A 24,727-nucleotide genomic window follows, 5' to 3' on the forward strand; every position below is an offset into this window, starting at 1 on the left:
GACTTACCGGCATGGCAGACCTGCAACAGTTCGAAGACGACTACGACCGCGCCGAAGCGGCGTACATCAGTGCTTTGCGTGCGGATCTTTCCAGGACTGACTTGGCGGACCTGGCAGGTGTCGTCGCGGCCGCGGCCGCGGAGTTCAACACAGAGGCATACCGCAACCTCCAAACCTCCTCCGGCGACGACCGCGAAGAACTCGACCGCCTGACCGACCTCACTGAAACCCTCAGCGAACTCTGGTCCGACATCCACAGTGCCTACCTAGGCCAGTAGTTGTCGCAGTCGCTCGGGAACTGTCAGGCCCGGAATCTCTGACTGTTTGTCGGCAATCGCTCGACGCAGGAGTCGCTGGTCGATCGGCGTGCGGGCGATGGTCGCGTCGATCCGGGCATCCTGCCGTCGGGCCATCATGGTGGCGAGTTGTACCTCGATCGGGACGGTCGGGATGGGTTGGCCGCCGCAGGTGAGGGTCTGGCGTTCACGCCATACCAGCGGGCTTCGGGTCTCGACCATCAGTTCGGCGACGTGGGGTATGTCGATGTAGGCCAGCTCCACCTTGACGTCATTGATCATCCAGCGGCCGAAGTGCCAGCGCTCGTCCGCGTCGCCCCACTGAAGGGCCGGTTGGGCGAGCGTGCTGAACCACAGGTTTGGGGCAGGCGGCTCGGATGGTGTCGGCAGGACGGTTGCCGCGCGGGTGATGTCGTCGGCAGCGAGTACGGCGATGTCGATGTCGCCCGGGACGATCGCGACTCCGCGAAGTGCCGTCGCCGCGCTGCCGATGAGCATCCAGTCGACGTGGACGTTGTTCAGCCGCGCGGCGACGGTCGCCAACGTTGTCGTCCACATGCTTGGCGAAGCTAGCTGCCGCCACCGACATTCTCGGGCCGGGCGGACATCGACGTACCTGCCGACAGGATCGACGACGTGCGTGCTGCCCGCCAGCACCCAGGTCCCATCGAGCCCCGCCCGTTCCTTCGTCGTGGGGTGGTGTGCTCGGTAGCCTCGCGGGGTGAACAGTCGTTGGTGGTGGCTGGTGAGGGGCGGGTGGTTGCGGGTTCGGGGGTTGACGGGGGACTTCAGGCGCGCGGAGGACAGTGAGCGGGCTCGGCGGTTCAGTGCGGAGTGGGAGCGGGTTTGGCCGGGGTGTCAGCCGATGGTGGAGTCGTTTCGAGGGTGGGAGCGGTTTTACAGCTTGCCTCGGGGGAAGCGGTATGCGGATACGGCTGAGGAGTACGACGAGATTGTTCGGCGGCACCGCGCCGTACTGGAGGCTGTTTCGGGTGGGCTGCGGAGTGAGCAGTTGGTGGTGATCGGGCGGGACTACGGGCCGCGGGATCTGGCGACCGGGTGGACGCGGCGGTATCTGCCGGGGGCCTGGCCGTGGCGGCGGTGGTTTGGGGGCGAGAGTTGGAGCTTCTTCTGGGTGAAATCCGGGCTGACGGATGCCGAGTTGGATCGGCTGCTCGTCGCGACTGCGGATGACCAGACCGATCTGATCGTGGTCGGGCCGGGGCTCGGGTGGATCTACGCGCCGTACGACGGCGGTGGTGATGTGCTCGCGCCTGATCAGGACGTGCTGCGGGAGAGGTTCTCCGAGTGGCTGCCGGATTGATAGATGGCGAGCGCGGCTTCGTGGACCAGCGTGATTAGTTCGGGTGGGTCTAGGACGATGGCGGCGCCGGCTTGGGCTAGGACGGCGGCGCGGGCTTCGTGGGGGGATTCCAGGTCGGTGTGGAGGATCCACCAGCCGTTGTCGGCGGGGACCATTGGGTGGGTGGGGCGGAAGCGGCGTACTGCGTGGTCGCGGACTTTGAGGGTGATGGGGTAGGAGGGGCGGGAGGCCTGGAGTTCCCGTTGGGATTGGGTCCAGTAGGTGGCCAGGTCGAAGTCGGCTGGTCTGGTGAAGGGGGTGTTGGTGAGGGTTGCCGACGTGAGGCGGGAGAGGCGGTAGGTGCGGAGGCGTCCGTCGGTGCGGGCTGCGACCAGGTACCAGGTGCGGGCCTTCGCGACCAGGCCTAAGGGCGAGACCTCGAATGCGTCGGTGCCGTCCGCGTAGATGATCGCCAGCCGCCGTTCTTCCCACAGGGCCTCGCGGCACAGGTCCAGCCAGCGTGGGGTTTCGCGGCGGTCGTCCCAGCCGGCGTGGTCGATGAGGAGGCGCTGGCGGGCGTACTCGGCTTCGCGGCGCGTCCCTTCGGGAAGTGACGCGATCAGCTTGGTGACGGCCTGATCGCTGGAGGCGTCGAGGCCGAGGTCGGCCAGTACGTGCGCGGTCGCGCCGACGAAGACGGACATGACTTCCGACGGCGTGAGCCCGGTGATCCGCGTGCGGTAGTCGGGCAGGAGCGTCCATCCACCACCACGCCCGCGGATCGAATACACGGGAACGCCGGCGAGACTCAGTACTTCGAGATCGCGCTGGATCGTGCGCGGCGAGACTCCCAGCGCGGCGGAGAGTTGCGCGACCGTCGACTGCCCGCGGGTCTGCAGGTGCAGGAGCAGGCGAAGGAGCCGTTCGGCACGCATGCACCGATCATCGCAGGAAAATAAGCCATCAATGGGCGTCTTTTCTTCCTACCGTCAGGTTCATGTCTGCCGTCGAAGTCGAAAACCTCTCGATGTCCTACCGGGCTCCGGTTCGCAAAGGCGGTCTCCGCGCCGCGCTCGGCTCGCTGGTCAAGCGCGAGTACAAGACCGTCCAGGCCCTAGACCAGATCTCGTTCACGATCGCGCCGGGCCAGGTGTCCGGCTTCATCGGCCCGAACGGCGCCGGCAAGACCACGACGATGAAGATCCTCTCCGGGATCCTGCACCCGACCGGCGGGGACGTCCGGGTCCTCGGCACGATCCCGTGGCAACGCCGCTCAACCTTCCTCAAGCGGATCGCGTTCGTCCGCGGCAGCCAACCCGTTGGCGGATCGCAGGAGCTGACCGTGATGGACTCCCTCGAATACCAGCGCCTGCTGTACGACGTCCCGCGCCCCACGTTCCGTCGTACGCTCGCCGACCTCGAAGCCCTCCTCGACCTCGAACCCCTGCTGGAACGACAACTCCGCGCGCTCAGCCTCGGCGAACGCATGCGCGTCGGCCTGGCGATGGCGCTGATCTACCGCCCCGAGGTCTTGTTCCTCGACGAGCCGACGATCGGCCTCGACGTCAGCGCCGCGAGCCAGATCCGCGAGTTCGTCTCGGAGTACGTTGAGCAGACCGGCGCGACCGTACTCCTGACCAGCCACTACATGGCCGACGTCGCCTCCCTCTGCCCGCGCCTGATCCTGATCGACCACGGCAACGTCCAGTACGACGGACCGCTCGCCGAACTGTCCGCCCGGTTGTCGCCGTACAAGCTGATCCGGATCTCCACCCAAGGCGATCCGACCGCGTTCGGCGAGGTGATCGAGAAGGCCGACGGGCAATGGGTACTGCGGGTGCCGCGGGACGAGGTGGCGGCGACGACAGGACGGTTGCTGCAGGCAATGGAAATCATGGATCTCGCCGTCGAGGAGCCGCCGTTGGAGAAGGTCATCGACCAGGCGTACCGCGAGGGGCTGCGATGAGAACCGCGGTACTACTGGGATTCCGGCTTCGCCAAGAGGTGCTGGAGTGGTCCGGCGCGTGGTGGTTCCTGCTGACGCTCGTGGTACAGGCGGTGGTCGCGCCGCTGATCGGGTTGTTCGTGTGGTCGGCCGTCTACCCTGACGATCCGTCCATTGGGCGGTACTACGTGGCAGTCATCCTGGTGACGTTGATGACGGAGTCGTTCGAGCAGCACACGTTCTCCGAGCGGATCTACGACGGGACGCTGAGCCACGAACTGCTCCGTCCGCAGCCGGTCGTGATCGGCGTCATCGGAATGAACCTCGCCATCCGCGCGTGGCTGACGTTGCTCGGGGCACCGATCGTGCTGCTCGCCGGGATCGCGCTGCAGGTCGGCTTCGACTGGTCGGCGGTGTTGCGCAGTACGCCGTACGTCGCGCTCGCCGCGGTCCTGGTTTTCCTGTGGACGTTCCTGCTCGCGCTGACCGCGTTCTGGACCGATCGCGTGCATGCGATCGTCGGCTTCGGCGGTCAGCTGACGTTCCTGCTCGGCGGTACGGCGGCGCCGATCGCGCTGCTGCCGGATACGTGGCGCCGGGTCGCCGAGGTGCTGCCGTTCTACGGCATGAACGGTCTGCCCGCGGAGATCGCCTCTGGGGGCAAGGGTTCGCTGGGATATCAACTGGTCTGGGTGGTGGTGCTGGTGGCTGTGGTGACGGTCGTGTGGCGGATCGGCGTACGGCGGTACACGGCGGTGGGATCGTGAAGCTGCTCCGACTGGTGGGTGTCGGTTTCTCGATGGCGTTGCGGCGGAGCGTGGCGTTCCGGGTCAACCTGCTGTTCGACGTACTGCTGGCATTCACAGGCCTCGGTACGGCCGTGGCGGCCGTGCTGATCGTGTTCACGCGTGCGGACAGTCTGGCGGGTTGGTCGAAGGCGGAGTTCCTGGTGTTGATCGGGACGTATCAGCTGATCACCGGATTGCGGGCGACGTTCATCGATCCGAACCTGTCGTGGTTCCCGGAGACCGGCATCCGGAACGGGAAGCTCGATGGGTATTTGCTGCAGCCGGCCTCGAGTCTGTTCCTGGCCAGCCTGTCGTTGTCCTCGCCGCTCGCGCTGATCCAGTTCGTGCTGGGCCTCGGGGTGCTCGGGTGGGGGATCGCTGGACAGTCGCTGAGCGTCGCTGGGGTGCTCAGTTGGTTGGTGCTCGTCGTCGCGGGGCTGGTCGTGACGTGGGCCCTGAGTGTGCTGCTCGCGTGCCTGGCGTTCTGGGCGCCGAAGCTGCAGTTGGACGTGTTCTTCCACTCCGCGTGGCAGCTGGGCCGCTACCCGACCGACGTCTTCGCGCGTCCGATTCGCGTCATCCTCACCTATGTGTTCCCGATGGCGCTGATCGCCTCGGTCCCATCGGCCGCGTTGCTGCGCGGGCCGCGGCTGGGAGTGCTGGTGGGTGGGGTGTTGGCGGCGGTCGCCGCAGCCGGGTTGGCGGGATTGGCGTGGCAACGGGGGCTGCGGCGCTATACCGGTGCGACGTCGTGAGCGTGCCTAAGAACAGGTAGTGGTCCCTCGCCGGCAGCGATTCTGCCGCGGCTCACGCGGGGATTGGCCTATACGTAGATATCTACGTCCTGTCGTTAGGTACGCGAAATGCGGTCGCCGGGCAGCGGCTGGTCGGGTTAGCGTCGCGGGCATGGTTGATGCCTTGTTCGGGGTGCCTCGGTTGGTGGCGATGTACGACGTGCTGGAATCCGGGCGGGGCGATCTGGAGCATTACGTCGCGATGGTGGGGGAGTTCGAGGCGCGGCAAGTGCTGGATGTGGGGTGCGGGACGGGGGAGCTGGCGTGTTGGCTGGCTCGCATCGGCGTGGAGGTCGTCGGGGTGGATCCAGCCGAGGCCTCGCTGGAGGTTGCTCGGGGCAAGGAGTTTGCGGACCGGGTGCGGTGGATCCACGGGGATGCGACGACGTTGCCCCCGCTGCAGGTGGATCTGGCAGTGATGACGGGGAACGTGGCGCAGGTGTTCCTGACCGATGAGGAGTGGGCCGCGACGCTCGACGGCGTCCATGCGGCGCTCAAGCCGGACGGACGGTTCGTGTTCGAGACGCGGGATCCGGCGCGGCGGCAGTGGGAGGAGTGGACGCGGGAGCCCACGCATCAGGTGCGGCCGGTCCCGGGCGGTGGGACGGTGGAGTGCTGGAGCGAGCTGGTCAGCGTCGAGCTGCCGTTCGTGACGTTCCGGGGGACGTACGTGTTCTCGTCGGATGGCGCCGTGCTCACATCTGACTCGACGTTGCGGTTCCGGGAGCGGGCCGAGGTCGAGGATTCGCTGGCCGCGGCCGGGTTCGCGGTGGACGACATACGAGAGGCTCCGGACCGGCCGGGCAAGGAGTGGGTCTTCGTGGCTAGGCGGCGGTGAGCAGCGCCGTCAGGGTGTGGTGAGCGGTACGGGACATGACCGGGTTGGTCTCGACGTAGTACCACAGGCAACCGATGGCCTGCGCGAACGACCAGCCCATCCCCCGACGCCATTCGTCATCGTCACTGCCCAGCGCGGTACGGAAGGCGGCGCGCGCCGTCGGGTCGAGCAGGTTCCACGCTGGCTGGAGATCCATCGCGGGGTCGGAGACCGTGAACGTGCCGACATCGATCACGCCCGCGAGCCGGCCGTCCTTGACCAGGAGGTTGCCCGGCATCAGATCGCGATGCGTCCAGGCGTCAGGCTCGGTGCGGGGCGTCGTACGGAGGTCGGCCCACAACCGGGCGAGTGCGTCGACGTCGATCAGGCCGCGGCTGCGCTCCAGCCCATCTGCGACGTACTCGTCCTGCGAGGTGAGTACGCCGCCACGCCACGAGCTGGCGAAGACCCGCCCCTCGGTCGGCTCCGCGCGCAACGCCAGTACGAATCGCGCCAGATCCTCGGCGAAGGCAGCCGATCCGGCGACGTCCGCGTCGTACGCGATCGTCCCGTCGATCCAGCTGTAGACGCTCCAGGGCTGCGGATAGTCGAGGCCCGGCGCACCGATCGCGATCGGCTCCGGCGTCGGGTACGGCGAGATGCGGCGCAACCGCCGCGCTGCCTCGGCCTCGTCCTCGAGCTCAGCACGCATCGTCGCGACGTCACCGGGCAGGATCGGTAGTCGCGCCACGAGGTCGTCGCCGATGCGGAAGAGCGCGTTCACCGTCCCGTGTGAGGACACCGAGCGGACCGCGAGCCCGCTCCACTCCGGGAACTGTTCGCGTACCAGTCCCTCGACCAGCTCGACTGTCACGCTCAGCTGACCCGCATGCATCACCACGCGCAGCAGTATCCGGGACGCCTCCTGCTACTGCACATCAATTAGCAAGGCCGGTGCCACCCGTGCCGATCCGATCCCGCGGTCCGGTCTACCGAGCCGGAATCGCACCTTGCCCTTCAACACCGTCCCGGACTCGGCCTGCCCGTCGACCAACTCCTCGCCGGGGAACAGCGTGAACGTCCACCGCTCGTTGTGCTCACAGTCCGGCGGCGTCGCACCACACTGCAACACGCGCGCACCCCACACCTGCCGAGTCATCCACTGTCGCGTGTCTTGCCCGAGTACGACGAAGTCCTCGGAGGCAATCACGTCGTTGTAGCTACCGACCGAGGGCCCGTAAGCCCCGATGACGGTCACGACCAGCTGCCACGGCCGCTTCGCCGGCAGCGCGACGCCCGCTGGTAGACGCTCATCGAAGACGTCGCCGGTGGCTACGCCGATCCGTGCCTCGATCGGGAGCGGGCGGCGGGTGTCGAGCAAGCGCGGGTCCGGCACGAGCAGTACGCCGTACTCGACCTCGTCGGCGAAGCGGGCGCCGGCGAAGTGCTCGGTGAGCGCGTGCGTTGCCTGTTCGGCACGCTTCCAGGTGTCAGGTGGGAACTCCGCAAGCAAGAACTCGCGGGTGATCGCGGGCAGGCCGCGGTTGTGGACGAGGTCGGCACTTTGGGCGGACGAGTTCCAGGCTGCGACCAGCCGATCGATGTTCATCCCGGGTCACGCTAACGGCCGGGTCGGACAGTCGTCAGTGCGAGGCGAGTGGCCGGGCGCGATCGGTGGCCAGGCGGACGGCGAAGACGGCGAGCGCGGTGCCCGTGACGTACCGGTGGATGCGCATCCAGGTCGGGCGGCGGGAGAGGAACACGGCGACGGAGCCGGCGGTGATCACGAAGACGGCGTTCATGACGACGCCGACCGTGAGTTGCGTGAGGCCGAGGACCAGGCTCTGCAGACCGAGATGCCCGCGGGAAGGGTCGAGGAACTGCGGGAGCAGCGAGATGTAGAGGATCGCGATCTTCGGGTTGAGCAGGCAGGTCAGCAGACCCATGCCGAACAGCTTGCGCGGACGGTCGGGCTCCAGCTCCTGGGTAGCGAAAACCGACGTACCGCCGGGGCGGAGTGCGTTCCAGGCGAGCCAGAGCAGGTACGCCGCGCCGGCGAGCTTCAGCGTCAGGTAGATCTCGGGGACGAGCGCGAACAGTGTGGCGAGCCCGGCGCTCGCGGCGAGCAGGTACACGAGGAAGCCGATTCCGACCCCGGCGAGCGAGATCAGACCGGCGCGGCGGCCCTGGGCGATCGAGCGGGACACCAGGTAGATCATGTTCGGCCCAGGCACGATCACCAGGCCGAGCTCGACCAGCGCGATCCCCAGCAATGCCTCGTTGCTCACCAGCATTCCGTGTCCCTCCGTCGGCGTACACCGAACCTAACAGCGGGGCTCGGAGCGCGGCCGGAGTTTTCCACAGGTGAGATCGCCGGTATTCCACTCGCGGTTCGTCTTCACCCTCGGTTAGCGTGGGGTGCGTACGCCTGACGGTTTGTGAAGGAGACGGTATGAGCGACAAGTCCAGCGAGCCGGCGGACGATCTGCAGAAGAAGTTCCGGGAAGCGCTCGAGAAGAAGAACGCCGGGAAGCACTCGCATCCGGGATCCGGGGTGCGCGGGCAGGGCGTCGGCGACGCGCACAACGACAAGCAGAAGCGCCAGTTCAGGCGCAAGTCCGGCAGCTGAAGACCGCCACTGTCCATCCATCCTCATGAGCCCCGGGTTGCCGCCCGGGGCTCGACCTTTGTCACGGCCGGGAGTGGAACTGGAGCTCGACTACAGTCGGTTGGGTGAGTGTTCCGCTGCATTACGTGGTGAAGACCCGGCTGGTTGAAGTGGTCGAGGGTCTGGGCGAGGGGGCGGCATTGCCGCCGGAGCGGGTGCTTGCGAAGGAGTTCGGGGTCTCCCGGTGGACGATGCGGCAGGCGATCCGCGAGCTGATCGCGGACGGGCGGCTGCGGGCTCGGCAGGGGCAGGGCACGTTCGTCGCGACACCGAAGCTCGTGCAGCCGCTCGCGCTGGTGAGCTACACGGAGGCGCTCCGGGCTCAGGGTCACACACCGGCGCGTGAGGTCGTGGAGTTCGATGAGCTCCCCGCCGACGCCGTACTCGCGGACCGGCTCGGCATCGCCGAGGGGGAGCCGGTTCACCGGCTGGAGCGGGTTCTGTTCGCGGACGGGCAGCCGATCGGGCTCGAGACGACGTATCTCGCCGTTGAACGCTTCCCGACCTTGAAAGCGGTGCTGGACCCGACCGGCTCGCTGTACCGGTGCCTGACCGATCAGCTCGGTGTGCGGTTCGGCGAAGGTGAGGAGCTCGTCGAGACCGTGATCGCCACCCCACGCGAAGCCGAACTCCTGAAGGCCACCCAGTCCCTCCCCATGCTCCTGCTCCACCGCACCAGCCGAGACACCGCCGGTCGCCCCATTGAAGCCGTCCGCTCCCTCTACCGAGGCGACCGAGTAGGCTTCCGCGCCACCCTCCGCCCCTAACCCACCGGCGCCCGGCCGCCCGGGTGATGCGGATCTCCAGGCCATCACAATCGCAATCCGGGCCGGCCACAGGCGGTGGACCGGCGCGTCAGGCGGATTGTGATGGCCCGGGGATCCGGATAGCTGTTCGCCGACGATTCACCGGATTGTTGATCTCCCCGCACGCGCTCTTCATTGGTCCGGACCAATCTGTGACCCGACGAGAGGAGCGGGTGTGCGGGTGGTTGTGGTCGGTGGAGGTGTCCTGGGCACGTTTCACGCCTGGGAAGCGGTACGGAGGGGCCACGAGGTGGTCCAGGTAGAGCGCGAGCTCGAGGCCCGCGGTGCCAGCGTGCGGAACTTCGGGCTGGTCTGGGTCAGCGGACGGGCTGACGGCGCCGAGGTGGAGTTGGCACAGCGGGCGCGGGATCTGTGGGCGGAGCTGCCGGCGATCGGCGTACGGGCGTCCGGCTCGCTGACCGTCTGCCGGAGCAAGGCCGAGCTGGCGGTTGCCAAGGAGGCGGCGGCCCGGCCGGATGCTGCGGCGCGCGGGTTTCAGGTGCTCGACGCGGAACAGACCCGCGAACGCAACCCGGCGTTGAAGGGCGACCTGCAAGGTGCGCTGTGGTGCGCGCGGGATGCGATCGTCGAGCCGCGTGAGGTGTTGCCGGCGCTGCGTACCGAGCTGATGAAGTCGAACCGCTACCAGTTCCTCGGGGGACGGGAAGTGCGCAACGTCCAGGACGGCCGGATCGTCGACGACCACGGTGCGACGCATGAGGGCGACCTCGTCTTCCTCTGCACCGGCGCGTGGCACCGCGGGCTGATCCGCGAGCTGACCGACGACCTTCCGGTACGCCGGGTGCGCCTGCAGATGATGCAGACGGCTCCACTCGACGACACGCTCACCACCGCGGTCGCCGACGCAGACAGTTTCCGCTACTACCCGGCGTACAAGGCCGACGAGCTGCCGCCGCAGGCTCCCGTTGCCGAGGAGCACAAGATGCAGCTGTTGATGGTCCAGCGCGCCCACGGTGGCCTGACCATTGGCGACACCCATGAGTACGACGAGCCGTTCTCGTTCGATGTGCGCAGCGAGCCGTACGAGTACCTGCGGGACACGGTCGAAAGCATTCTCGGGCGCGAGCTGCCTGCGATCACCCAGCGATGGGCAGGGGTGTATTCGCAGGCCACCAGTGACGAGGTGGTTGTACGGCGGGAAGTTGCTCGCGGCGTGCACCTGGTGACGGGACCGGGCGGGCGCGGGATGACGATGTCGCCGGCGATCGCCGAGGCGAGTTTCGAAGGGATCGGCGCATGATCCAGCTCGCGGTACTCGACATGGCTGGTACGACGGTCGCGGACGACGGCATGGTGGAACAGGCGTTCACCGCCGCGATCGGTGCCCAGGGCATCCAGCCCGGGACACCGCAGTACGAACGGATGATCGAGCATGTCCGGGCGACGATGGGTGAATCGAAGATCACCGTCTTCCGCGCACTACTCGAGCGCGAGGACGTCGCGCAGGAAGCGAACAAGGCGTTCGAGGATGCCTACAGCAACCTGATTGACGGGCTCGAGCCGATCGCCGGGGCTGAAGAGGCGATCCGGCAACTCCAGGACGCCGGGGTCAAGGTCTGCCTGACCACCGGCTTTGCCGAGACCACTCAACACCGAATCCTGACCGCACTCGGCTGGCAGACGCTGGCCGACCTCACTCTCTGTCCGGCTCAGGCGGGCCGTGGCAGACCGTATCCCGACATGGTGCTCAAGGCGCTGCTCGAGCTGAAGGCCGACAGCGTGACGAACGTTGCCGTGGCCGGAGACACCGCCTACGACATGACGACGGGGATCCGGGCCGGTGCCGGGATCGTGGCCGGCGTCCTGACAGGTGCCCACGGCAAACAACAGCTCGATGCCGCGGGTGCGACCCACGTACTCGAGTCGGTCCGGGAACTGCCCGGCCTGCTCCTCGATCGAAGGCTGGACAAGTGAAGGCACTCAAGACCCTGCTCGCCGCCACTGTGTTGCTCACGGCAACCATAAACCTGACAGCTTGTGGCGGAACCGGAGTCGCGTCGACCGGTGACGGCGCCAAGAAGACTGTCACCGTGTACACCGCGGACGGCTTGGCCGACTGGTACAAGACCCGGTTCGCCGCGTTCACCCAGAAGACCGGGATCAAGGTGCAGACCGTCGAGGCCGGCTCCGGTGAGGTGGTGTCGCGGCTGCAGAAGGAGAAGTCGAACCCGCAGGCCGACGTCGTCGTGACGCTGCCGCCGTTCATCCAGAAGGCGTCGAAGGACGGTCTGCTGCAGAAGTACGACGTACCCGGCGCCGACCAGGTGAAGGGCGTCAAGGGCGACGACTACGTCGCCGTGGTCGACAACGACCTGTGCTTCATCGCGAACCAGCAGGCGGGGACGCCGAAGACGTTCGACGATCTGCTCGACCCGAAGTTCAAGGGCAAGCTGCAGTACTCGACGCCGGGGCAGGCCGGTGACGGCACCGCCGTACTGCTGCTGCTCCAGCACCTGCTCGGCAGGCAGGGCGCGCTCGACTACCTGAAGAAGCTCGAGGCGAACAACGTCGGCCCGTCCGCATCAACCGGGAAGCTGCAGCCGAAGGTCAGCAAGGGCGAGCTGCTGGTCGCGAACGGCGACGTACAGATGAACGCGGCGTCGATCGCGAACGACAAGTCAGCGTTCAGCATCTTCTTCCCGGCGGGTGCCGACGGGAAGCGGACCACGCTCGCGCTGCCGTACGTCATGGGTCTCGGGGCTGGTGCGCCGAACGCGGACGGCGGGAAGCAGTTGATGGACTACCTGCTCTCGACAGACGCGCAGCAGACGGTCTCGAAGGACGCCTTCGGGATTCCGGCGCGGGACGACGTGAAGCCGACCGACGCGAACTTCCAGACGGTCGAGAAGGTGACGGACGGTGTCGAGGTCTGGCAGCCCGACTGGTCCACCGTGCTGAGCGACCTGGACGGCGACGTCGCGGCGTACACCAAGGCTGTGGGATGACGGTTCAGCTCGAGGACGTCACGGTTCACTTCGGCCGGACGTGCGCGCTGGAGGGGTTCGACCTGAGCGTCGCGGCCCGTGAAACGGTCGCGCTGCTCGGGCCGTCCGGGTCGGGGAAGTCGACCGCGTTGAAGGCGGTGGCCGGGTTCGTCCGGCCGACGCGCGGGCGGATCCGGCTGGGTGGGAACGACGTCACCGATCTTCCGCCTGCTCGGCGGGGGATCGGGGTGGTCGTGCAGCAGTACGCGTTGTTCCCGCATCTGCGGGTTGCGGACAACGTGGCGTTCGGGCTGCGCGCTGCACGCAAGCCGAAGGCCGAAGTGACGCGGCGGGTCGGCGAGATGCTCGAGATGGTCGGGATGGCGTCGTACGGGCGTCGGTTTCCGCGCGAGTTGTCCGGTGGGCAGCAACAGCGGGTTGCCATCGCGCGGGCGCTGGCGATCCAGCCGTCGGTGTTGCTGCTGGACGAGCCGCTTGCGGCGCTTGACGCGCAGTTGCGTGCGGACATGCTCGGCGAGCTGCAGAAGTTGCGTCGTGAGGTGCCGGAGATTGCGATCGTTTACGTCACCCACGATCAGTCGGAGGCGTTGGCGCTGGCCGACCGGATCGCGGTGATGCGCGATGCTCGACTTGTCGACATTGCGCCGGCCGCCGAGTTGTACGCCGCTCCGCCGTCGGCCTTCACCGCGTCGTTCCTGGGCGGGGCGAACCTGCTGCCCGTGGCGATGGACGAAGGCGGCGTGACGGTGGCAGGCGCCGTGATCCCGGGCCTGAAACCAGAGGAGGGCAAGAGCCTGCTGTGCATCCGGCCGCATGCAATCCGCCTGGAGCCGCCGGCGGCCGCTAGCGCGGCCGCGGCGGGTGGTGAGGGCGTGCTGGGTAGCGAAGCCCTGGGTGGTGCGGGCGCGCTGGGTGGTGCAGAGCTGGGTGGTGCGGAGCTGGGTAGCGAAGCGCTGGGTGGTGCGGCGATGGGGGGTGCGGGGGCGCGGGGGGCGGTGGAGGACGCGGTGGAGGATGCGGTGAGGTTGGTGGGGCGGGTTGTGGCGGCGCAGTGGCGCGGGGCTTCCAGTCAGGTGACCTGTTTGGTTGACGGGCTTGCGGAGGTGTCGGTGCGGGTTGATGTGCCGGCTGGTCGGCGGGTGCCGGAGTTCGGGGCGGGTGTGGTGATGGTGTTGCCGGTCGAGGCGTGCAGTTTGGTGCCGGCGGGGGTGGGCTGATGGCTGTCGAGGCGTTGGGAGCCACCGTTGTCGTGAGCACTCCGAGGCGGCGGGATGGTCGGTGGTTGTGGGTGTTGCCGCCGTTGGTGCTGATTGGCGTACTCGTCGTCTATCCGCTGGTGTTGGTGGCGATCGAGTCGATTCCCGCGTGGGGTGATGTGGTCGGGTCGGCGGAGTTCCGGGATGCGCTGGTGCGGACCGTGCAGATCGCCGTGAGTTCGACGGTTGGGTGCCTCGTCGTCGGAACGTTCCTCGCTGTGGTGATCAGCTTCGTGCCGTTCCCGGGCGCGCGCGTGGTTGCCGGACTTGTCGACACCATGCTTGCGTTGCCGTCGTTCCTGGTCGCGTTGTCGTTCACGTTCATCTACGGCACGACGGGGATCCTCCGCGCGGGCGGGTTCCTTACCTCGCCGTGGGCCGTCGTACTGGCCGAGGTCACGTTCTACACCCCGTTCGTGATGCGGCCGTTGCTGGCAGCAATGAGTCGGTTGCCGCGGGCACAGCTCGACGTGGCGGCCAGTCTCGGTGCCGGCCCGTGGCGGGTACTGCGCCAGGTCGTGCTGCCCGAAGTACGCCCGGCGCTCGTCGCGGGGGGCGGCCTGACCTTGCTGCTGACGCTGAACGAGTTCGGCATCGTCCTGTTCCTCGGTGCGAAGGGCACGACGACGTTGCCGATGCTCGTGCACACCAAGGGCATCGTGATGTTCGACTATCCCGGCGCGTGCGCGATCGCGGTCGTCCAGATCGCCTTGTCGCTCGGGCTGTACGCCGTACTGCGGATGGCACTGGGAGGTCGTCGTGCTCGTCTGGACTAGAAGTGGGAAGGCAATCGTCTGGACGGCGTTTGCCGTCGTGTTCGGGCTGCTCGTGCTGCTGCCGTTCCTGGTGGTGATCGCGGCCGCGTTCGCCGGCTCGTGGAACGGCGTACTGCCGTCGGACCTGACCGGCGAGCATCTGCGTCAGGCGTTGTCGGGCGACGAGCTGGCCTCGTTGTCCGTGAGCTTGCAGACCGCGTTCATGGGTGGATTGCTCGCGGTGCTCTTCGGGACCTGGGGTGCGATGGCGGCTCACGGGTCCCGGTTCGCCCGGGCCGCGGATGCGATGCATCATCTGCCCATTGCAGTGCCCTCGGTGGTGGTCGGGCTCGGCCTGCTGGTCGCGTTCTCGCGGCAGCCTGTGCTGCTCAACGGGACCAAATGGATCGTGGTGATCGCGCACCTCGTGCTGATGGTTGCCTTCAGCTACGGAACGGTTGCCGCGGCGCTGCAACGGGTCGATCCGTCGTACGCCGACGTCGCCGCGTCGCTCGGTGCGTCGCCGGCCCGGGTGCTGTGGCGGGTCCGGCTGCCGATGCTGCTGCCCGCGATCTCCTCGGCGGCCGGACTGTCCGTCGCGTTGTCGATGGGTGAGGTCGGCGCCACGATCATGGTGTACCCGGCGTCGTGGCGGACGTTGCCGGTGAGCATCTTCGCACTGACCGACCGCGGTCAGACGTTCGTCGCCGCGGCCGAGGCCGTGGTGCTGCTCGCGACGACCGTCGTCCTCGTCCTCATCCTCGATCGGCTGCGGGGTCGGGCTGCCGAGCGGTAACCGGCTCGAGCAGCTCGGCCAGGCGGCGCAGCTCAGGCGCCCAGGCCAGCTGGTGGTTGGCGGCGTCCTCGGCGTCGGCGAAGCCGGTGTGGCTGAGCACCATCCGGGTGCCATCGGCAACTTCCGTCAGTTCTACTTCGACCCGGGTCGGCTCGTCCTCGGTGCCGTCCCATTTCCAGCTGAAGACCAGGCGGCGCGGCGGCTGCACCTCGAGGTAACTCCCGCGCACCACGTGCGGTCCCATCTCGACGACGTACTCGCCACCGACGCGGACGTCGGCCTGGACCTTCAGGTCGAGCTCGGGATTCGGGCAGTACCACCGGGCCAGCAGTTCGACCCGCGTCCAGGCGTCGTACACCCGGCCGATCGTTGCCGGAAGCACCCTTTCGATCCGGATCTCAGCGTCCATCGTCGTCCCCTCGCAGGAGTTCTTCCAACCGGTCAACGGTGCTGTTCCAGTACGTCGTGAGGTCGCCGAGCCACTGCTCCACCTCGGAGAGCGCCTCCGGCCGGAGCGTGCACACCACCGTCCGCCCGACCCGGCGCCGACGCACCAGACCCGCGTCCACCAGCACGCCGACGTGCTTGGTGATCGCGGGTGGGGTGATCCGGTGCGGCTCGGCGAGCTCGCCCATAGTCGCGTCACCCCGACTCAGCCGGCTCACGATCGCCAGCCGAGTCGGGTCCGCGAGCGCTCCGAACGTCTTCGCCAACACACCTGACACTTCACCAGATGGTGAACTAATCCGTCAAGGGCGCACCTCGAACACCAGGTTGAACGGCGTCTGCGCCACCGTCCGGAACCGGTTGAACCCGGCCGCCTTCGTCACGTCCTTGATCCGGGCCGGACCGGCCTGCGTACCGAGCGCGAGCCCCACCGGCTGGGACAGCGATGCCGGCGTGCAGAGCAACGTGGAGAAGCCGTAGTACGCCCGCCCGACCGGGTTGAGGTTGTCCTCGACGTGGTCGCCGGCCATCGGCTCGACCAGCATCCAGGTGCCGTCGGGCGCCAGCGCCTCCCGTACATGCCGGGCCGCGCCGACCGGATCACCCATGTCGTGCAGAGCATCGAACGTCGTCACCAGGTCGAACCCGGACCCGCTGAAGCTGTCGGCCGGTGAGACCTCGAACGACACCCGGTCGGCGACACCTGCCTCCGCCGCACGCAGCCGGGCCGTCTCGATCGATGCCTGGTGGTAGTCCGAGCCGATGAACGTCGACCGCGGGAATGCCTCGGCCATCAGGATGGTCGACGAGCCGTGCCCGCAGCCGATGTCGGCCACCGTCGCGCCCCGCTGCAGCTTCTCCACCACGCCGTCGAGCGCAGGCAGCCAGCTGGGCAGGAGGTTGGCGTTGTACGACGGCCGGAAGAACCGCTCACACCCGACGTGCACGTCCGTCGTGTGCTCGTGCCACCCGACCCCAGCACCGCTGCGTGCGGCCTCGATGGTGTCCGTGGTGTGCTGCAGCGTGCCCAGTGCGATCTGGAAGAACCCAGGCAGGTACGCCGGGCTGCTCGGATCGGTCATGGCGACGGCGTGCTCTGGTGGCAACGTGTAGCGACCGGTGCTCGCGTCGTACTCGACGATTCCGCCCGCGGCCTGGGCGTTCAGCCACTCGCGGGTGTAGTGCTCGTCGGTGCTGGTCCACTCGGCGAGCTCGGACGGTGTGGCCGGGCCTTGATCGCTGAGCGCCTGGTAGTACCCGAGGCGATCGCCCATCACCACCAGCGCCGCGTTCAGCGTCGCCCCTACCTCGTCCACGGCCTTGAACACGAAGCCCATCAGTTTGTCGGCGTCGATTGCAACAGTCATTTGCTTTGCCCCCTAGTGGTTTGCGTACCCGAGAGAACGTAGGCAGCGCGGACAGCACGTCGCATCAGGTGGGGTTACTGGTGCACACTGCGAGACATGCTCATCGGGCGGGAGGCGGAGCGCCGGGTGATCGAGCAACTGGTCGCGGGGGCGCGGGTCGGAGCCGCTGGGGTGCTGCTCGTCACCGGCGAGCCCGGCATCGGCAAAACCAGCCTGCTGGACGAAGCCGCCGCGCTGGCAGGCGGACTACGCATCCTGCGCGCTCGCGGCGCCGAAGCCGAACGTGAGGTGCCCTTCGCGGCACTGCTCCAGCTACTACGGCCAGCCCTCTCCAGCCTCGACCGCATCCCCGGTCCGCAGCAGTCCGCACTCGCATCGGCGCTGGCGTTAAGGCCTGACACCGGTACTCCGGCGGATCGCTTCGCGGTCGGCGCCGCAACCCTCAGTCTGATCTGCCGGTACGCCGAAGACGCCCCGCTCGCACTGATCATCGACGACGCCCACCTGCTCGATCGTCCGTCCGCAGAAGCGTTGCTGTTCGCCGCCCGACGCCTGGTGGCCGATCCGATCGTCATGCTGATCGCAGCCCGCGCCCACGAACCGCATCCGCTAGAGGCCGACCTCCCGAGGCTGCACCTGGACGGCATCACGCTCGAGGCCGCGCAGCAACTCGTGCAGCACCTGCCGGGCGATCTCGTCGAGCAGCTCTACCAAACCGTGGCAGGTAACCCGCTAGCCCTGCTCGAGCTCGCAGACGACCCGGATCGCCTGCACCGTACGCCGCCCGGCCTACCACTCGCAGTGCCGACGATGCTCGCAGAAGCCTTCGTCAGCAGGGCAAACCGACTCAGCCCGGATGCACGCACCGCACTGCTGGTCTCCGCGATCGACGACTGTGAACTCGGATCCGTGGCGCGAGCCTGCGCAGAGCTGGGCGTCGATGTTGCGGCACTTGAGGAAGCCGAAGCGGCCGGGCTGGTCGCGATCCGCGACGGTGAGGTCGTCTGGCGGCATCCCCTGGTCCGCTCCGCCATCTACACGAGTGCTGACCCAGCAGAGCGACGTACTGCGCATCGAGCAGTCGCCCGCACCACACCGGACGAGGACCGGCGTGCCTGGCATCTGTCAGAGGCAGTACTAGGCGCTGACGATGACGTGGCGGCCGGCCTGGTCGCCGCGGCCGAGCACGCTGCTGCTCGTGGGGCGCACGCCGTCGCTGCGACCGCCTACGAACGTGCTGGGCGACTGAGTCGTGGGCTCCAGGACCGTGCACTGAGGTTGGTGTCAGCTGGGGAGGCGGCGTGGTCGGCTGGACTTGCTGAGCGGGCAGACGCGTTGCTCGCTGACGCCTTGATGCTGCAGCCACCGCTGTCGGTGAAGCTCCGGGCACAGGAGATTCGTGGTGACGTCGAGGTGAAGTGTGGCTCGCCACGCCGGGCGCGCGACATCCTCGTGGCTGCGGCGGCCGAGTGCACAGATCCGGAGGTCGCCACCGGGATGCTGGCCGATGCTGTCGCCGCGTGCTTTCGCCTCTGTGACGCCGCAGCAGGGCTGGAGGTCGCGCACGAGCTGGATCGCCTCCGCCCGGCACTCGAGCGGCCCGGGCCACGGATCATGGGCATGCTGGCGAGCGGTGTGGCGAAGGTGCTCGCCGGGGACGGCGGAATGGATCAGATCCGGGCGGCGATCGGGTTGGAGCCGTCGGACGAGCTGGACCGCGACCGCCGCCGCCAGGTCTGGATGGTGCTCGCCGCGCTGTTCCTCCGCGAGACCGGTACCGGCCGGGCGATGCTGCAGCAGGCGATGCTCGAACGGCGGGAGCAGGTCGCTCTCGGGACCCTGCCCGGCCTCCTGTTCGTCCTGGCCCGCGATGACGCGACGACAGATCGCTGGGCCGACGCGGAGACGTCGTACGACGAGGGGATCCGGCTGTCGCGTGAGACCGGGCAGACGACCGAACTGGCGATGAACCTGGCCGGTCTGGCGTGGCTGTGGTCGCACGAGGGGAGAGCGGAGTGTCAGGAGGTCGCTGCGGAGTGCCTGCGGATCTGTGCGGAGCATGAGATCCACCTGGGCACGCTGTGGTCCTTGTTCGCACTGGGCGACCTGGAGCTCGGGCGCGGTGATCCGGCGGCGGCATTGCCGCAGTACGAGCGACTGGTCGACGTACTGGCCGAGTATGGGTTGAAGGACCCGGACCTGTCGCCGGCGCCGGAGTTGGTCGAGGTGTATCTGCGGCTGGGGCGTGTTGACGATGCGCAGCGGCTGGCTGAGGAGCACTCCGCTCTGGCTGAGGCGAAGGGGCAGCCGTGGTCGTTGGCCCGCGCAGCGCGGGCGCGTGGTGTGGCCGGTGACAGCGAGGGGGACTTCCTGCTGGCGCTCAGTCGGCACGAGGTGACGCTGGACGCCTTCGAGCTCGCCAGGACGCGTCTTGCGTACGGTGCGTGGCTGCGGCGAATACGGCGGCGTGTCGACGCACGTACGCAGCTCCGGCTCGCAGTGGAGGGCTTTGATGCGCTCGGTGCGCGCGGGTGGGCTGACCAGGCCGCTGCGGAGCTCAAGGCGACCGGTGAGACCGCACGGCGTCGCGTGCCGAGCACGGCCGACGACTTGACTCCGCAAGAGCGGCAGATCGCCGTACTGCTCGCGGACGGGCACAGCATCCGGGAGGCGGCGGCCCGGCTCTTCCTGAGTCCGAAGACCGTCGAGTACCACCTCCGCAAGGTCTACACGAAGCTGGGCATCCACTCCCGCACCGAACTCGCTGAGCATCTGGAACGGCGAACGTAGGCTGGCCCGCATGAGGCAGCCGTTCACGGAGACCAGCGGAATCGCCCGGCACTGGGGCTTCGAGGATCTCGCGGCCGAAGGACCCGTGCAGCGGCTCACGCTGTTCACCGGCGTCCCGGTCTGCCTGATCACCGGGTACGCCGAGACGCGCGAGCTGCTCGCTCATCCGGACGTGGTGCGCTCCCCGCTCGACGGGCCGCACCGCGACACGATGATGGACGACCTGATCAACCGCACCGAGCGGCACATGCTCGGTGCGAACCCGCCCGACCACACCCGGCTCCGCAAACTCGTCACGGCCGCGTTCACCCGCCGCCGGATCGACGCGCTGGAGCCGCGGATCCGCGAGATCGCGACCGGCCTGCTCGACGAGATGGCCGCTGCGGGAGATCGCGTCGATCTGGTCGATGCGTACAGCTACCCGCTGCCGATCACGGTGATCTGCGAGCTGATCGGCATCCCCGCGGTCCGCCGCGAGGACTTCCGCCAGTGGTCATCGGTGTTCGTGAACGCGACCATGCACACTGCCGAGGAGTACATCGAGGCGACGACGCTGATGCTCGACTTCGTGCACGAGCTGATCGTGCAGAAGCAGGCTGCGCCGACCGACGACCTGCTGTCCGGCCTGATCGCGGCCCGCGACGGCGGCGACCGGCTGAGCGAGGACGAACTGACCTCGATGATCTTCCTGCTGCTCGCGGCCGGCCACGAGACCACGGTCAGCCTGATCACGAACGGCGTACACGCCTTGCTCCGGCACCCTGACCAGCTGGAGCTGTTGAAGGCCGAGCCGGACCGGCTGCCGGCGGCGGTCGAGGAGCTACTCAGGTACGACGGCCCGCTGCAGGCGGCGATCCCGTACATCGCCCAGGCGCCGATCGACATCGCCGGGAGCCGGATCGAGGCCGGCGAGGTGATCGTGTTCGCGCTGCTGCCGGCGAACCGCGACCCGCGGAAGGTCGAGCGGCCGGACGAGCTGGACATCACCCGGCCGGACTCCGCGCACCTGGCCTTCGGGCACGGGATCCACCACTGTCTCGGCGCGCCCCTGGCCCGGCTCGAGGGCCGGATCGCGCTCGGCCTGCTGTTCGAGCGCTTCCCCGGCCTTCGCCTGGCCGAGCCGGAACGCGACCCGGTCCGCACGCCCGGACTGCTGATGAATGCGATCCGCGAACTGCCCGTACAGCTCTGAACATCGGGTGAACCGCAGCTGAATCACATCGATGGGATTGCGGCGATGTTGGCAAGGGATGGCATCCTTTCCGGGTGACAGAGTTGATGGAGGTTGCGCGACACCTGCTCGGCATCGCGATGGCCTCGCACTGGCTGCTGCTCATCCTGTTCATCGCCGCGGCGGTCGACGCGGTGTTCCCGGTAGTTCCGAGCGAGGGCATGGTCATCACCGCCGGCATGGCCGCGGCCGCCGGCCACCAGAACCTGCTGCTCGTCATCGCGGTCGCGATGGTGGGCTCGGTCATCGGTGAGTCCACCTGCTATCTGATGGGCCGTGGTTCCGGTCCCGCGCTGCATCGCTGGATGAAGCGCCAGGAGCGCCGACAGCAGGTCTACGAGCGAGTCTCGTCCGCTCTGCACTCGCGCGGCGGACTGATCCTGATGACGGTCCGCTACATCCCCGGCGCCCGGATGGTCGCCACGCTGACCGCGGGCGCGACGCGGTACTCGTTCAAGAAGTTCATCGTGTTCACGTTCTTCGGCGTCACGATCGCCTACACGTACGTGGCCCTGCTCGGCTACCTGGGCGGTGACGCGTTCGCGCACGACCAGTTGAAGGGCCTCGCGTTCAGCCTCGGCCTGGCCGCCACGGTCGGCCTGGTCGTCGAGACGACGCGCCGGATCGTGGTGAAGCGCCGCGCCGTGAAGATCACGAGCGCTTAACGATCCCTGCCCCGGTTTCCCGCCGGGCGCGTGTCCCGGACCAACCTTGAGGGCGTCGTATGCGTCAGTAGAGGCGTGGTGAGGCCTGGGGCGAACCTCGTGGGCGTCGCGCTCGTTGTCGCGGCGGTCCTGGCCGGATGCGCCGACGTACCGCTGGAAGGTGCTCCATCGACCAGTACGTCGCCCTCGCACAGGCCGAGGCCGAAGCCCACGGCGAGGCCCACGCCGACCGCCAAGCCAACGCCTACACCCAAGCCAACGCCGAGCGGTAGGCCGACCTCGACGTTGCCGGCCGCGGCGCCCGTTCTTCGGTCGTTCCCCGCGCGCCTGCCGAACGGCAAGCCGCCACTCTTCGTGGTTGTCTCGTTCGACGGCGCCGGCGACCTGGCCCTCTGGGCTCGGTGGCGCGCCGTAGCGAAGCAGGTCAACGCGCGGATGACCTTCTTCCTCTCCGGCCCGTACCTCTACCCGGGAGATCACCGCGCCGACTACAGGCCGCCGTACCACCAGCCCGGAGCCTCGGAGATCGGCTGGGGCGACGCCGCCAACGTGCTCGCTCGTACGAAGGTACTGCGGGAGGCGATCGCCGAGGGCCACGAGATCGGCACCCACGCGAACGGTCACTTCTGCGGCAAGAACGGCATCGGCCGCTGGACCACCGCGCAGTGGACCGCCGAGCTGAGCGCGTTCGATCGGATGGTGCGGACAGGGCCCACGCTGGCAGCAGGAAAGACCGTGGCACCGCCGTTCGACCCATCGACGATCAAAGGCATGCGGACACCCTGCCTGGAGGGCAACCGGCCGGCGTACCGGCAGGCGATGGTCCAGCGCGGCATGTTGTACGACGCCTCCGCGCCCGGCTACATCTCTTGGCCGAAGAAGCAGAACGGCCTGTGGGACTTCCCGCTCGAGTCGGTGACCCTGGCCGGCACCAGTAAGAAGACTCTGACGATGGACTACAACCTGTGGTTCGCGCAGACCCAGGCGCGCAAGGCTCCGCTCGCCCAGGCGCCCACGCTGAAAGCACAGGTGCTGGCGACGTACCAGCAGGCGCTGGCGAAGTCCCGAGCGAGCGGCAACCCGCCATTGTTCCTCGGCAACCACTTCAACCGCTGGAACAACAGCGTGTACTCCGATGCCTTGACCGACTTCGTCAAACAGACGTGCACGCAGCCCGACGTACGGTGCGTGTCCAACATGGAGCTGGCGAGCTGGCTGGCGAAGTACGGCGTACCGAGCAACCAGACCCGGCCGTCATAACTTCAGGTAGCCGTAGGCGCTCTGCCAGGTGCCGCCGTCCTTGATGCGGCCGACGACGAGCCGCTGCAGGCGGGTGTCCTGCGGGAGCTCGTCGAGGTGGTCGGTGCCGTGGGTGCGGAAGGTGAAGAAGATCGCGCTGTCCTGGCTGTCGTTCGGCGTCCCGTACGGCGTGAAGCGGCGGCCGAACTTCACGATGTTCGAGTCCTGCGGCAGGTTGTCAAGCAGGTACGGGTCGAGCAACCAGGACCACAGGTTCGCAGTCTTGACCGGGTACTCCGGGAAGTACTGCGGGAAGAACTCACGCGCCTGCTGGAGACTGTCGTCGACCAGCTCCGGGGTCAGTGGGCCGGTCTCCGGGATGTGTACGCCGATGATCCACTCACCGGTCTCGGTGCCTGGGACGGGCTGGTCGGCCGTGACCTGGAACAGCATGTACTGCAGCCGTCCCAGCGTGTAGAGGTTGCCGACCCAGAAGTTCGTCAGCCACCAATGCGTCTCCAGGCTGTACTCGCCGTGGGTACGGCGGCTGACCTTGAGCTGTTGTCCGAGGTCGGCCAGCGAGGCCCAGCTGATGTCGTCGGGGATGCCGCGGCCGGAGTGGTACGCGCGGATGTCCGGCACGGTGTCCAGGAACGCCTGGACCGAGTTCCGCGGGTCCTCCGGCATCCGGAACTCGGGCTCACTCCCGAGCTTCCCGATCGCGGCCCGGATCTGGTCGGCCAGGTCCTTCACCACCGCCGCATCCGGCGTGAACGCCTCGGCCGCCTCCCGGTCGGCATCGGCGAAACCCAGCAGGCGGTACTCCTCGGCAGTCGTCACTTCTCAACGGTAACCGATGTAAACGGGCCAGAGACTTACGCGTCGCGTCGTGAGCAGGAGGGGCGCGCGGGCGGCGCGTGATGTCGTGCGCGGTCCGTCGGTGCGAGACGGTGGGGTATGGCGTACGAGCGGTTCTCTCCGGCTGGGTACCTGCGTGAGGTGATCGACCATGTGTGGCTGGTCGACTCCGGGGTGTTGCCGGAGGTTCGTCGGGAGATTCTGATTCCCAATGGGCGGGCCGGTCTGGCGGTTGCGTTAGGTGATGCGGGGACTCGGCATGATCCGGTGAGTGGGGCCGAGTGGCCGAACGCGGCGTCGGTGTTCGGCATCATGACCCGGCCGCAGGTGATCGGCCAGGTTGGTGTGTCGAGTTATGCCGGCGTCGAGTTCACGCCCTGGGGGCTTGCCGCGCTGGGTCTGCCCGCTCTCGTTGACGAGGTGCGGCAGCTCGCGGACTGGGTCGGGCGGGAGACCACTGCTGGGCTGGTGGCGGAGTTGCGATCGGAGCCGTTCGGCCAGGCACGGGCTGACCGGTTGGCGGGCTTCCTCGCCGCGAGGATGACGACCGCGGCCGCTCCGCCGATCGTCGCCGAGGCGGTACGGGCGATCGACGAGTTACGCGGCCAGGTCGCCGTCGCCGACGTCGTACGCCGGTGCGCGACGTCGTACAGCACCTTGTACCGGGTGTTCCGGCAGAACGTCGGAATCGGGCCGAAGCAGTACGCCGAGATCATCCGGTACTACCACTTCGTCGGCGGGCTGCTCGGTGGTCCCGCGGATGCGGCCGCGACGTTGTCGGCGCTGCACGGGTACTACGACCAGGCGCACGCGGCACGTGATTTCAAGCGGTACACCGGCGTGAGCGCGACGTCGTTCCTCGCCGTACAGAACGGGATCGCCGCGTTGATGCACGGAAGATCTGTCCAAGACGCGGCCGATCCCGATGCGTGAGGATCGC

General features: G+C 68.0%; 29 protein-coding genes. 20 read left to right on the plus strand and 9 right to left on the minus strand.

All coding sequences use genetic code 11. From position 1 onward, the window contains the following. The first annotated feature begins 11 nt into the window (after window positions 1-11). Window positions 12-278, plus strand: a complete 267-nt coding sequence (locus tag EV653_RS31915; protein WP_134108367.1) for a hypothetical protein — start codon at window positions 12-14, stop codon at window positions 276-278. On the opposite strand, the gene EV653_RS31920 is transcribed toward EV653_RS31915, so the two are convergent. Continuing rightward, complete coding sequence (locus EV653_RS31920) at window positions 267-854, minus strand: hypothetical protein (protein WP_134108369.1); 588 nt, start codon at window positions 852-854, stop codon at window positions 267-269. The two genes, EV653_RS31915 and EV653_RS31920, sit on opposite strands and share 12 nt — an antisense overlap. Before the next feature lie 307 nt (window positions 855-1,161). Here EV653_RS31920 and EV653_RS31925 point away from each other — a divergent pair, with 307 nt between their 5' ends. Then, window positions 1,162-1,620 carry a DUF3885 domain-containing protein gene (locus EV653_RS31925; RefSeq protein WP_134108370.1) on the plus strand — a complete coding sequence of 153 codons (459 nt, stop codon included), beginning with the start codon at window positions 1,162-1,164 and terminating at the stop codon, window positions 1,618-1,620. Here EV653_RS31925 and EV653_RS31930 read toward each other — a convergent pair. Next, window positions 1,575-2,534, minus strand: coding sequence for a helix-turn-helix transcriptional regulator (locus tag EV653_RS31930; protein ID WP_134108372.1), 960 nt, complete (start codon window positions 2,532-2,534; stop codon window positions 1,575-1,577). The genes EV653_RS31925 and EV653_RS31930 overlap by 46 nt on opposite strands. Before the next feature lie 62 nt (window positions 2,535-2,596). Here EV653_RS31930 and EV653_RS31935 point away from each other — a divergent pair, with 62 nt between their 5' ends. The 4 genes from EV653_RS31935 (at window position 2,597) to EV653_RS31950 (ending at window position 5,964) form a co-directional block, all read left to right on the plus strand. Continuing rightward, window positions 2,597-3,565, plus strand: coding sequence for an ABC transporter ATP-binding protein (locus tag EV653_RS31935; protein ID WP_134108374.1), 969 nt, complete (start codon window positions 2,597-2,599; stop codon window positions 3,563-3,565). Then, window positions 3,562-4,311 (plus strand): ABC-2 family transporter protein, encoded by a 750-nt coding sequence (locus EV653_RS31940; RefSeq protein ID WP_134108376.1) that lies wholly within the window; start codon window positions 3,562-3,564, stop codon window positions 4,309-4,311. The genes EV653_RS31935 and EV653_RS31940 overlap by 4 nt, the downstream gene beginning before the upstream one ends. After that, window positions 4,308-5,087, plus strand: coding sequence for an ABC-2 family transporter protein (locus tag EV653_RS31945; RefSeq protein ID WP_134108378.1), 780 nt, complete (start codon window positions 4,308-4,310; stop codon window positions 5,085-5,087). The genes EV653_RS31940 and EV653_RS31945 overlap by 4 nt, the downstream gene beginning before the upstream one ends. 151 nt (window positions 5,088-5,238) lie before the next feature. Further along, a complete protein-coding gene (locus EV653_RS31950; protein ID WP_134108380.1) occupies window positions 5,239-5,964 on the plus strand; it encodes a class I SAM-dependent methyltransferase in 726 nt (241 codons plus the stop codon). Here EV653_RS31950 and EV653_RS31955 read toward each other — a convergent pair. From EV653_RS31955 to EV653_RS31965, 3 genes are read right to left on the minus strand one after another with little or no spacing between them, the layout of a single operon-like run. Continuing rightward, window positions 5,951-6,838 (minus strand): aminoglycoside phosphotransferase family protein, encoded by an 888-nt coding sequence (locus tag EV653_RS31955; protein WP_238160647.1) that lies wholly within the window; start codon window positions 6,836-6,838, stop codon window positions 5,951-5,953. The genes EV653_RS31950 and EV653_RS31955 overlap by 14 nt on opposite strands. Before the next feature lie 33 nt (window positions 6,839-6,871). Next, complete coding sequence (locus EV653_RS31960) at window positions 6,872-7,552, minus strand: hypothetical protein (RefSeq protein WP_134108384.1); 681 nt, start codon at window positions 7,550-7,552, stop codon at window positions 6,872-6,874. A gap of 34 nt (window positions 7,553-7,586) precedes the next feature. Next, window positions 7,587-8,237, minus strand: a complete 651-nt coding sequence (locus EV653_RS31965) for a LysE family translocator (RefSeq protein WP_202871923.1) — start codon at window positions 8,235-8,237, stop codon at window positions 7,587-7,589. A gap of 158 nt (window positions 8,238-8,395) precedes the next feature. On the opposite strand from EV653_RS31965, the gene EV653_RS41405 reads away from it, so the two are divergent. The 8 genes from EV653_RS41405 to EV653_RS32000 all read left to right on the plus strand — a co-directional run bounded on the left by EV653_RS41405 (window position 8,396) and on the right by EV653_RS32000 (window position 15,190). Then, window positions 8,396-8,572 (plus strand): DUF5302 domain-containing protein, encoded by a 177-nt coding sequence (locus tag EV653_RS41405; protein WP_157996243.1) that lies wholly within the window; start codon window positions 8,396-8,398, stop codon window positions 8,570-8,572. Window positions 8,573-8,676: 104 nt separating this feature from the next. Next, window positions 8,677-9,378 carry a GntR family transcriptional regulator gene (locus EV653_RS31970; protein WP_134108386.1) on the plus strand — a complete coding sequence of 234 codons (702 nt, stop codon included), beginning with the start codon at window positions 8,677-8,679 and terminating at the stop codon, window positions 9,376-9,378. Window positions 9,379-9,592: 214 nt separating this feature from the next. Beyond that, window positions 9,593-10,678, plus strand: coding sequence for a TIGR03364 family FAD-dependent oxidoreductase (locus EV653_RS31975; RefSeq protein WP_134108388.1), 1,086 nt, complete (start codon window positions 9,593-9,595; stop codon window positions 10,676-10,678). Beyond that, on the plus strand, window positions 10,675-11,352 hold the full coding sequence (locus tag EV653_RS31980; RefSeq protein WP_134108390.1) for a phosphonatase-like hydrolase: 678 nt from the start codon (window positions 10,675-10,677) through the stop codon (window positions 11,350-11,352). The genes EV653_RS31975 and EV653_RS31980 overlap by 4 nt, the downstream gene beginning before the upstream one ends. Next, window positions 11,349-12,383 (plus strand): 2-aminoethylphosphonate ABC transporter substrate-binding protein, encoded by a 1,035-nt coding sequence (locus tag EV653_RS31985; protein ID WP_134108392.1) that lies wholly within the window; start codon window positions 11,349-11,351, stop codon window positions 12,381-12,383. The genes EV653_RS31980 and EV653_RS31985 overlap by 4 nt, the downstream gene beginning before the upstream one ends. Beyond that, on the plus strand, window positions 12,380-13,600 hold the full coding sequence (locus EV653_RS31990; protein WP_134108394.1) for an ABC transporter ATP-binding protein: 1,221 nt from the start codon (window positions 12,380-12,382) through the stop codon (window positions 13,598-13,600). Before EV653_RS31985 ends, EV653_RS31990 begins: the two co-directional genes overlap by 4 nt. Window positions 13,601-13,632: 32 nt before the next feature. Beyond that, window positions 13,633-14,415: a 2-aminoethylphosphonate ABC transporter permease subunit gene (locus EV653_RS31995; protein WP_238160567.1), complete on the plus strand. Its 783-nt coding sequence runs from the start codon at window positions 13,633-13,635 to the stop codon at window positions 14,413-14,415. Next, on the plus strand, window positions 14,399-15,190 hold the full coding sequence (locus EV653_RS32000; RefSeq protein WP_134108398.1) for an ABC transporter permease: 792 nt from the start codon (window positions 14,399-14,401) through the stop codon (window positions 15,188-15,190). The genes EV653_RS31995 and EV653_RS32000 overlap by 17 nt, the downstream gene beginning before the upstream one ends. On the opposite strand, the gene EV653_RS32005 is transcribed toward EV653_RS32000, so the two are convergent. Genes EV653_RS32005 through EV653_RS32015 form a run of 3 tightly spaced genes read right to left on the minus strand, consistent with a single transcriptional unit; the run spans window position 15,150 to window position 17,004 of the window. Continuing rightward, entirely contained in the window at window positions 15,150-15,599 is a 450-nt protein-coding gene (locus EV653_RS32005; protein WP_134108400.1) for an SRPBCC family protein, read from the minus strand. The genes EV653_RS32000 and EV653_RS32005 overlap by 41 nt on opposite strands. Then, window positions 15,589-15,915 (minus strand): ArsR/SmtB family transcription factor, encoded by a 327-nt coding sequence (locus EV653_RS32010; RefSeq protein WP_238160568.1) that lies wholly within the window; start codon window positions 15,913-15,915, stop codon window positions 15,589-15,591. Before EV653_RS32010 ends, EV653_RS32005 begins: the two co-directional genes overlap by 11 nt. Window positions 15,916-15,939: 24 nt before the next feature. After that, window positions 15,940-17,004 carry a class I SAM-dependent methyltransferase gene (locus tag EV653_RS32015; RefSeq protein WP_134108402.1) on the minus strand — a complete coding sequence of 355 codons (1,065 nt, stop codon included), beginning with the start codon at window positions 17,002-17,004 and terminating at the stop codon, window positions 15,940-15,942. A 96-nt stretch (window positions 17,005-17,100) separates the two neighbouring features. Here EV653_RS32015 and EV653_RS32020 point away from each other — a divergent pair, with 96 nt between their 5' ends. The 5 genes from EV653_RS32020 to EV653_RS32035 all read left to right on the plus strand — a co-directional run bounded on the left by EV653_RS32020 (window position 17,101) and on the right by EV653_RS32035 (window position 22,950). Then, window positions 17,101-19,794, plus strand: a complete 2,694-nt coding sequence (locus tag EV653_RS32020; protein WP_134108404.1) for a helix-turn-helix transcriptional regulator — start codon at window positions 17,101-17,103, stop codon at window positions 19,792-19,794. 10 nt (window positions 19,795-19,804) lie between these two features. After that, the gene (locus EV653_RS32025) at window positions 19,805-20,986 is read left to right on the plus strand and encodes a cytochrome P450 family protein (protein ID WP_134108406.1); all 1,182 of its coding nucleotides are present in this window, start codon (window positions 19,805-19,807) and stop codon (window positions 20,984-20,986) included. A gap of 74 nt (window positions 20,987-21,060) precedes the next feature. Continuing rightward, window positions 21,061-21,690, plus strand: a complete 630-nt coding sequence (locus tag EV653_RS32030; RefSeq protein ID WP_134108408.1) for a DedA family protein — start codon at window positions 21,061-21,063, stop codon at window positions 21,688-21,690. A 137-nt stretch (window positions 21,691-21,827) separates the two neighbouring features. Then, a complete protein-coding gene (locus tag EV653_RS42535; RefSeq protein WP_255511163.1) occupies window positions 21,828-21,962 on the plus strand; it encodes a hypothetical protein in 135 nt (44 codons plus the stop codon). Between the two features lie 82 nt (window positions 21,963-22,044). Next, window positions 22,045-22,950: a hypothetical protein gene (locus EV653_RS32035; RefSeq protein ID WP_134108410.1), complete on the plus strand. Its 906-nt coding sequence runs from the start codon at window positions 22,045-22,047 to the stop codon at window positions 22,948-22,950. Here the strand turns inward: EV653_RS32035 and EV653_RS32040 are convergent. Next, the gene (locus tag EV653_RS32040) at window positions 22,945-23,769 is read right to left on the minus strand and encodes an acyltransferase domain-containing protein (protein WP_134108412.1); all 825 of its coding nucleotides are present in this window, start codon (window positions 23,767-23,769) and stop codon (window positions 22,945-22,947) included. The two genes, EV653_RS32035 and EV653_RS32040, sit on opposite strands and share 6 nt — an antisense overlap. A gap of 117 nt (window positions 23,770-23,886) precedes the next feature. Between EV653_RS32040 and EV653_RS32045 the strand changes: the two genes are divergently transcribed. Further along, the gene (locus EV653_RS32045; protein WP_134108414.1) at window positions 23,887-24,720 is read left to right on the plus strand and encodes a helix-turn-helix domain-containing protein; all 834 of its coding nucleotides are present in this window, start codon (window positions 23,887-23,889) and stop codon (window positions 24,718-24,720) included. Window positions 24,721-24,727: the final 7 nt, after the last annotated feature.

This window comes from Kribbella pratensis, assembly GCF_004365355.1.
GTDB lineage: Bacteria > Actinomycetota > Actinomycetes > Propionibacteriales > Kribbellaceae > Kribbella.

Excerpts from the sequence above, each read along its gene's own strand:
- EV653_RS31915 (WP_134108367.1), top strand. The coding sequence starts at position 12 with ATGGCAGACCTGCAACAGTTCGAAGACGACTACGACCGCGCCGAAGCG.
- EV653_RS31920 (WP_134108369.1), bottom strand. The coding sequence starts at position 854 with ATGTGGACGACAACGTTGGCGACCGTCGCCGCGCGGCTGAACAACGTC.
- EV653_RS31925 (WP_134108370.1), top strand. The coding sequence starts at position 1,162 with ATGGTGGAGTCGTTTCGAGGGTGGGAGCGGTTTTACAGCTTGCCTCGG.
- EV653_RS31930 (WP_134108372.1), bottom strand. The coding sequence starts at position 2,534 with ATGCGTGCCGAACGGCTCCTTCGCCTGCTCCTGCACCTGCAGACCCGC.
- EV653_RS31935 (WP_134108374.1), top strand. The coding sequence starts at position 2,597 with ATGTCTGCCGTCGAAGTCGAAAACCTCTCGATGTCCTACCGGGCTCCG.
- EV653_RS31940 (WP_134108376.1), top strand. The coding sequence starts at position 3,562 with ATGAGAACCGCGGTACTACTGGGATTCCGGCTTCGCCAAGAGGTGCTG.
- EV653_RS31950 (WP_134108380.1), top strand. The coding sequence starts at position 5,239 with ATGGTTGATGCCTTGTTCGGGGTGCCTCGGTTGGTGGCGATGTACGAC.
- EV653_RS31955 (WP_238160647.1), bottom strand. The coding sequence starts at position 6,838 with ATGCATGCGGGTCAGCTGAGCGTGACAGTCGAGCTGGTCGAGGGACTG.
- EV653_RS31960 (WP_134108384.1), bottom strand. The coding sequence starts at position 7,552 with ATGAACATCGATCGGCTGGTCGCAGCCTGGAACTCGTCCGCCCAAAGT.
- EV653_RS31965 (WP_202871923.1), bottom strand. The coding sequence starts at position 8,237 with ATGCTGGTGAGCAACGAGGCATTGCTGGGGATCGCGCTGGTCGAGCTC.
- EV653_RS41405 (WP_157996243.1), top strand. The coding sequence starts at position 8,396 with ATGAGCGACAAGTCCAGCGAGCCGGCGGACGATCTGCAGAAGAAGTTC.
- EV653_RS31980 (WP_134108390.1), top strand. The coding sequence starts at position 10,675 with ATGATCCAGCTCGCGGTACTCGACATGGCTGGTACGACGGTCGCGGAC.
- EV653_RS31990 (WP_134108394.1), top strand. The coding sequence starts at position 12,380 with ATGACGGTTCAGCTCGAGGACGTCACGGTTCACTTCGGCCGGACGTGC.
- EV653_RS32005 (WP_134108400.1), bottom strand. The coding sequence starts at position 15,599 with ATGGACGCTGAGATCCGGATCGAAAGGGTGCTTCCGGCAACGATCGGC.
- EV653_RS32015 (WP_134108402.1), bottom strand. The coding sequence starts at position 17,004 with ATGACTGTTGCAATCGACGCCGACAAACTGATGGGCTTCGTGTTCAAG.
- EV653_RS32020 (WP_134108404.1), top strand. The coding sequence starts at position 17,101 with ATGCTCATCGGGCGGGAGGCGGAGCGCCGGGTGATCGAGCAACTGGTC.
- EV653_RS32025 (WP_134108406.1), top strand. The coding sequence starts at position 19,805 with ATGAGGCAGCCGTTCACGGAGACCAGCGGAATCGCCCGGCACTGGGGC.
- EV653_RS42535 (WP_255511163.1), top strand. The coding sequence starts at position 21,828 with ATGCGCCGACGTACCGCTGGAAGGTGCTCCATCGACCAGTACGTCGCC.
- EV653_RS32045 (WP_134108414.1), top strand. The coding sequence starts at position 23,887 with ATGGCGTACGAGCGGTTCTCTCCGGCTGGGTACCTGCGTGAGGTGATC.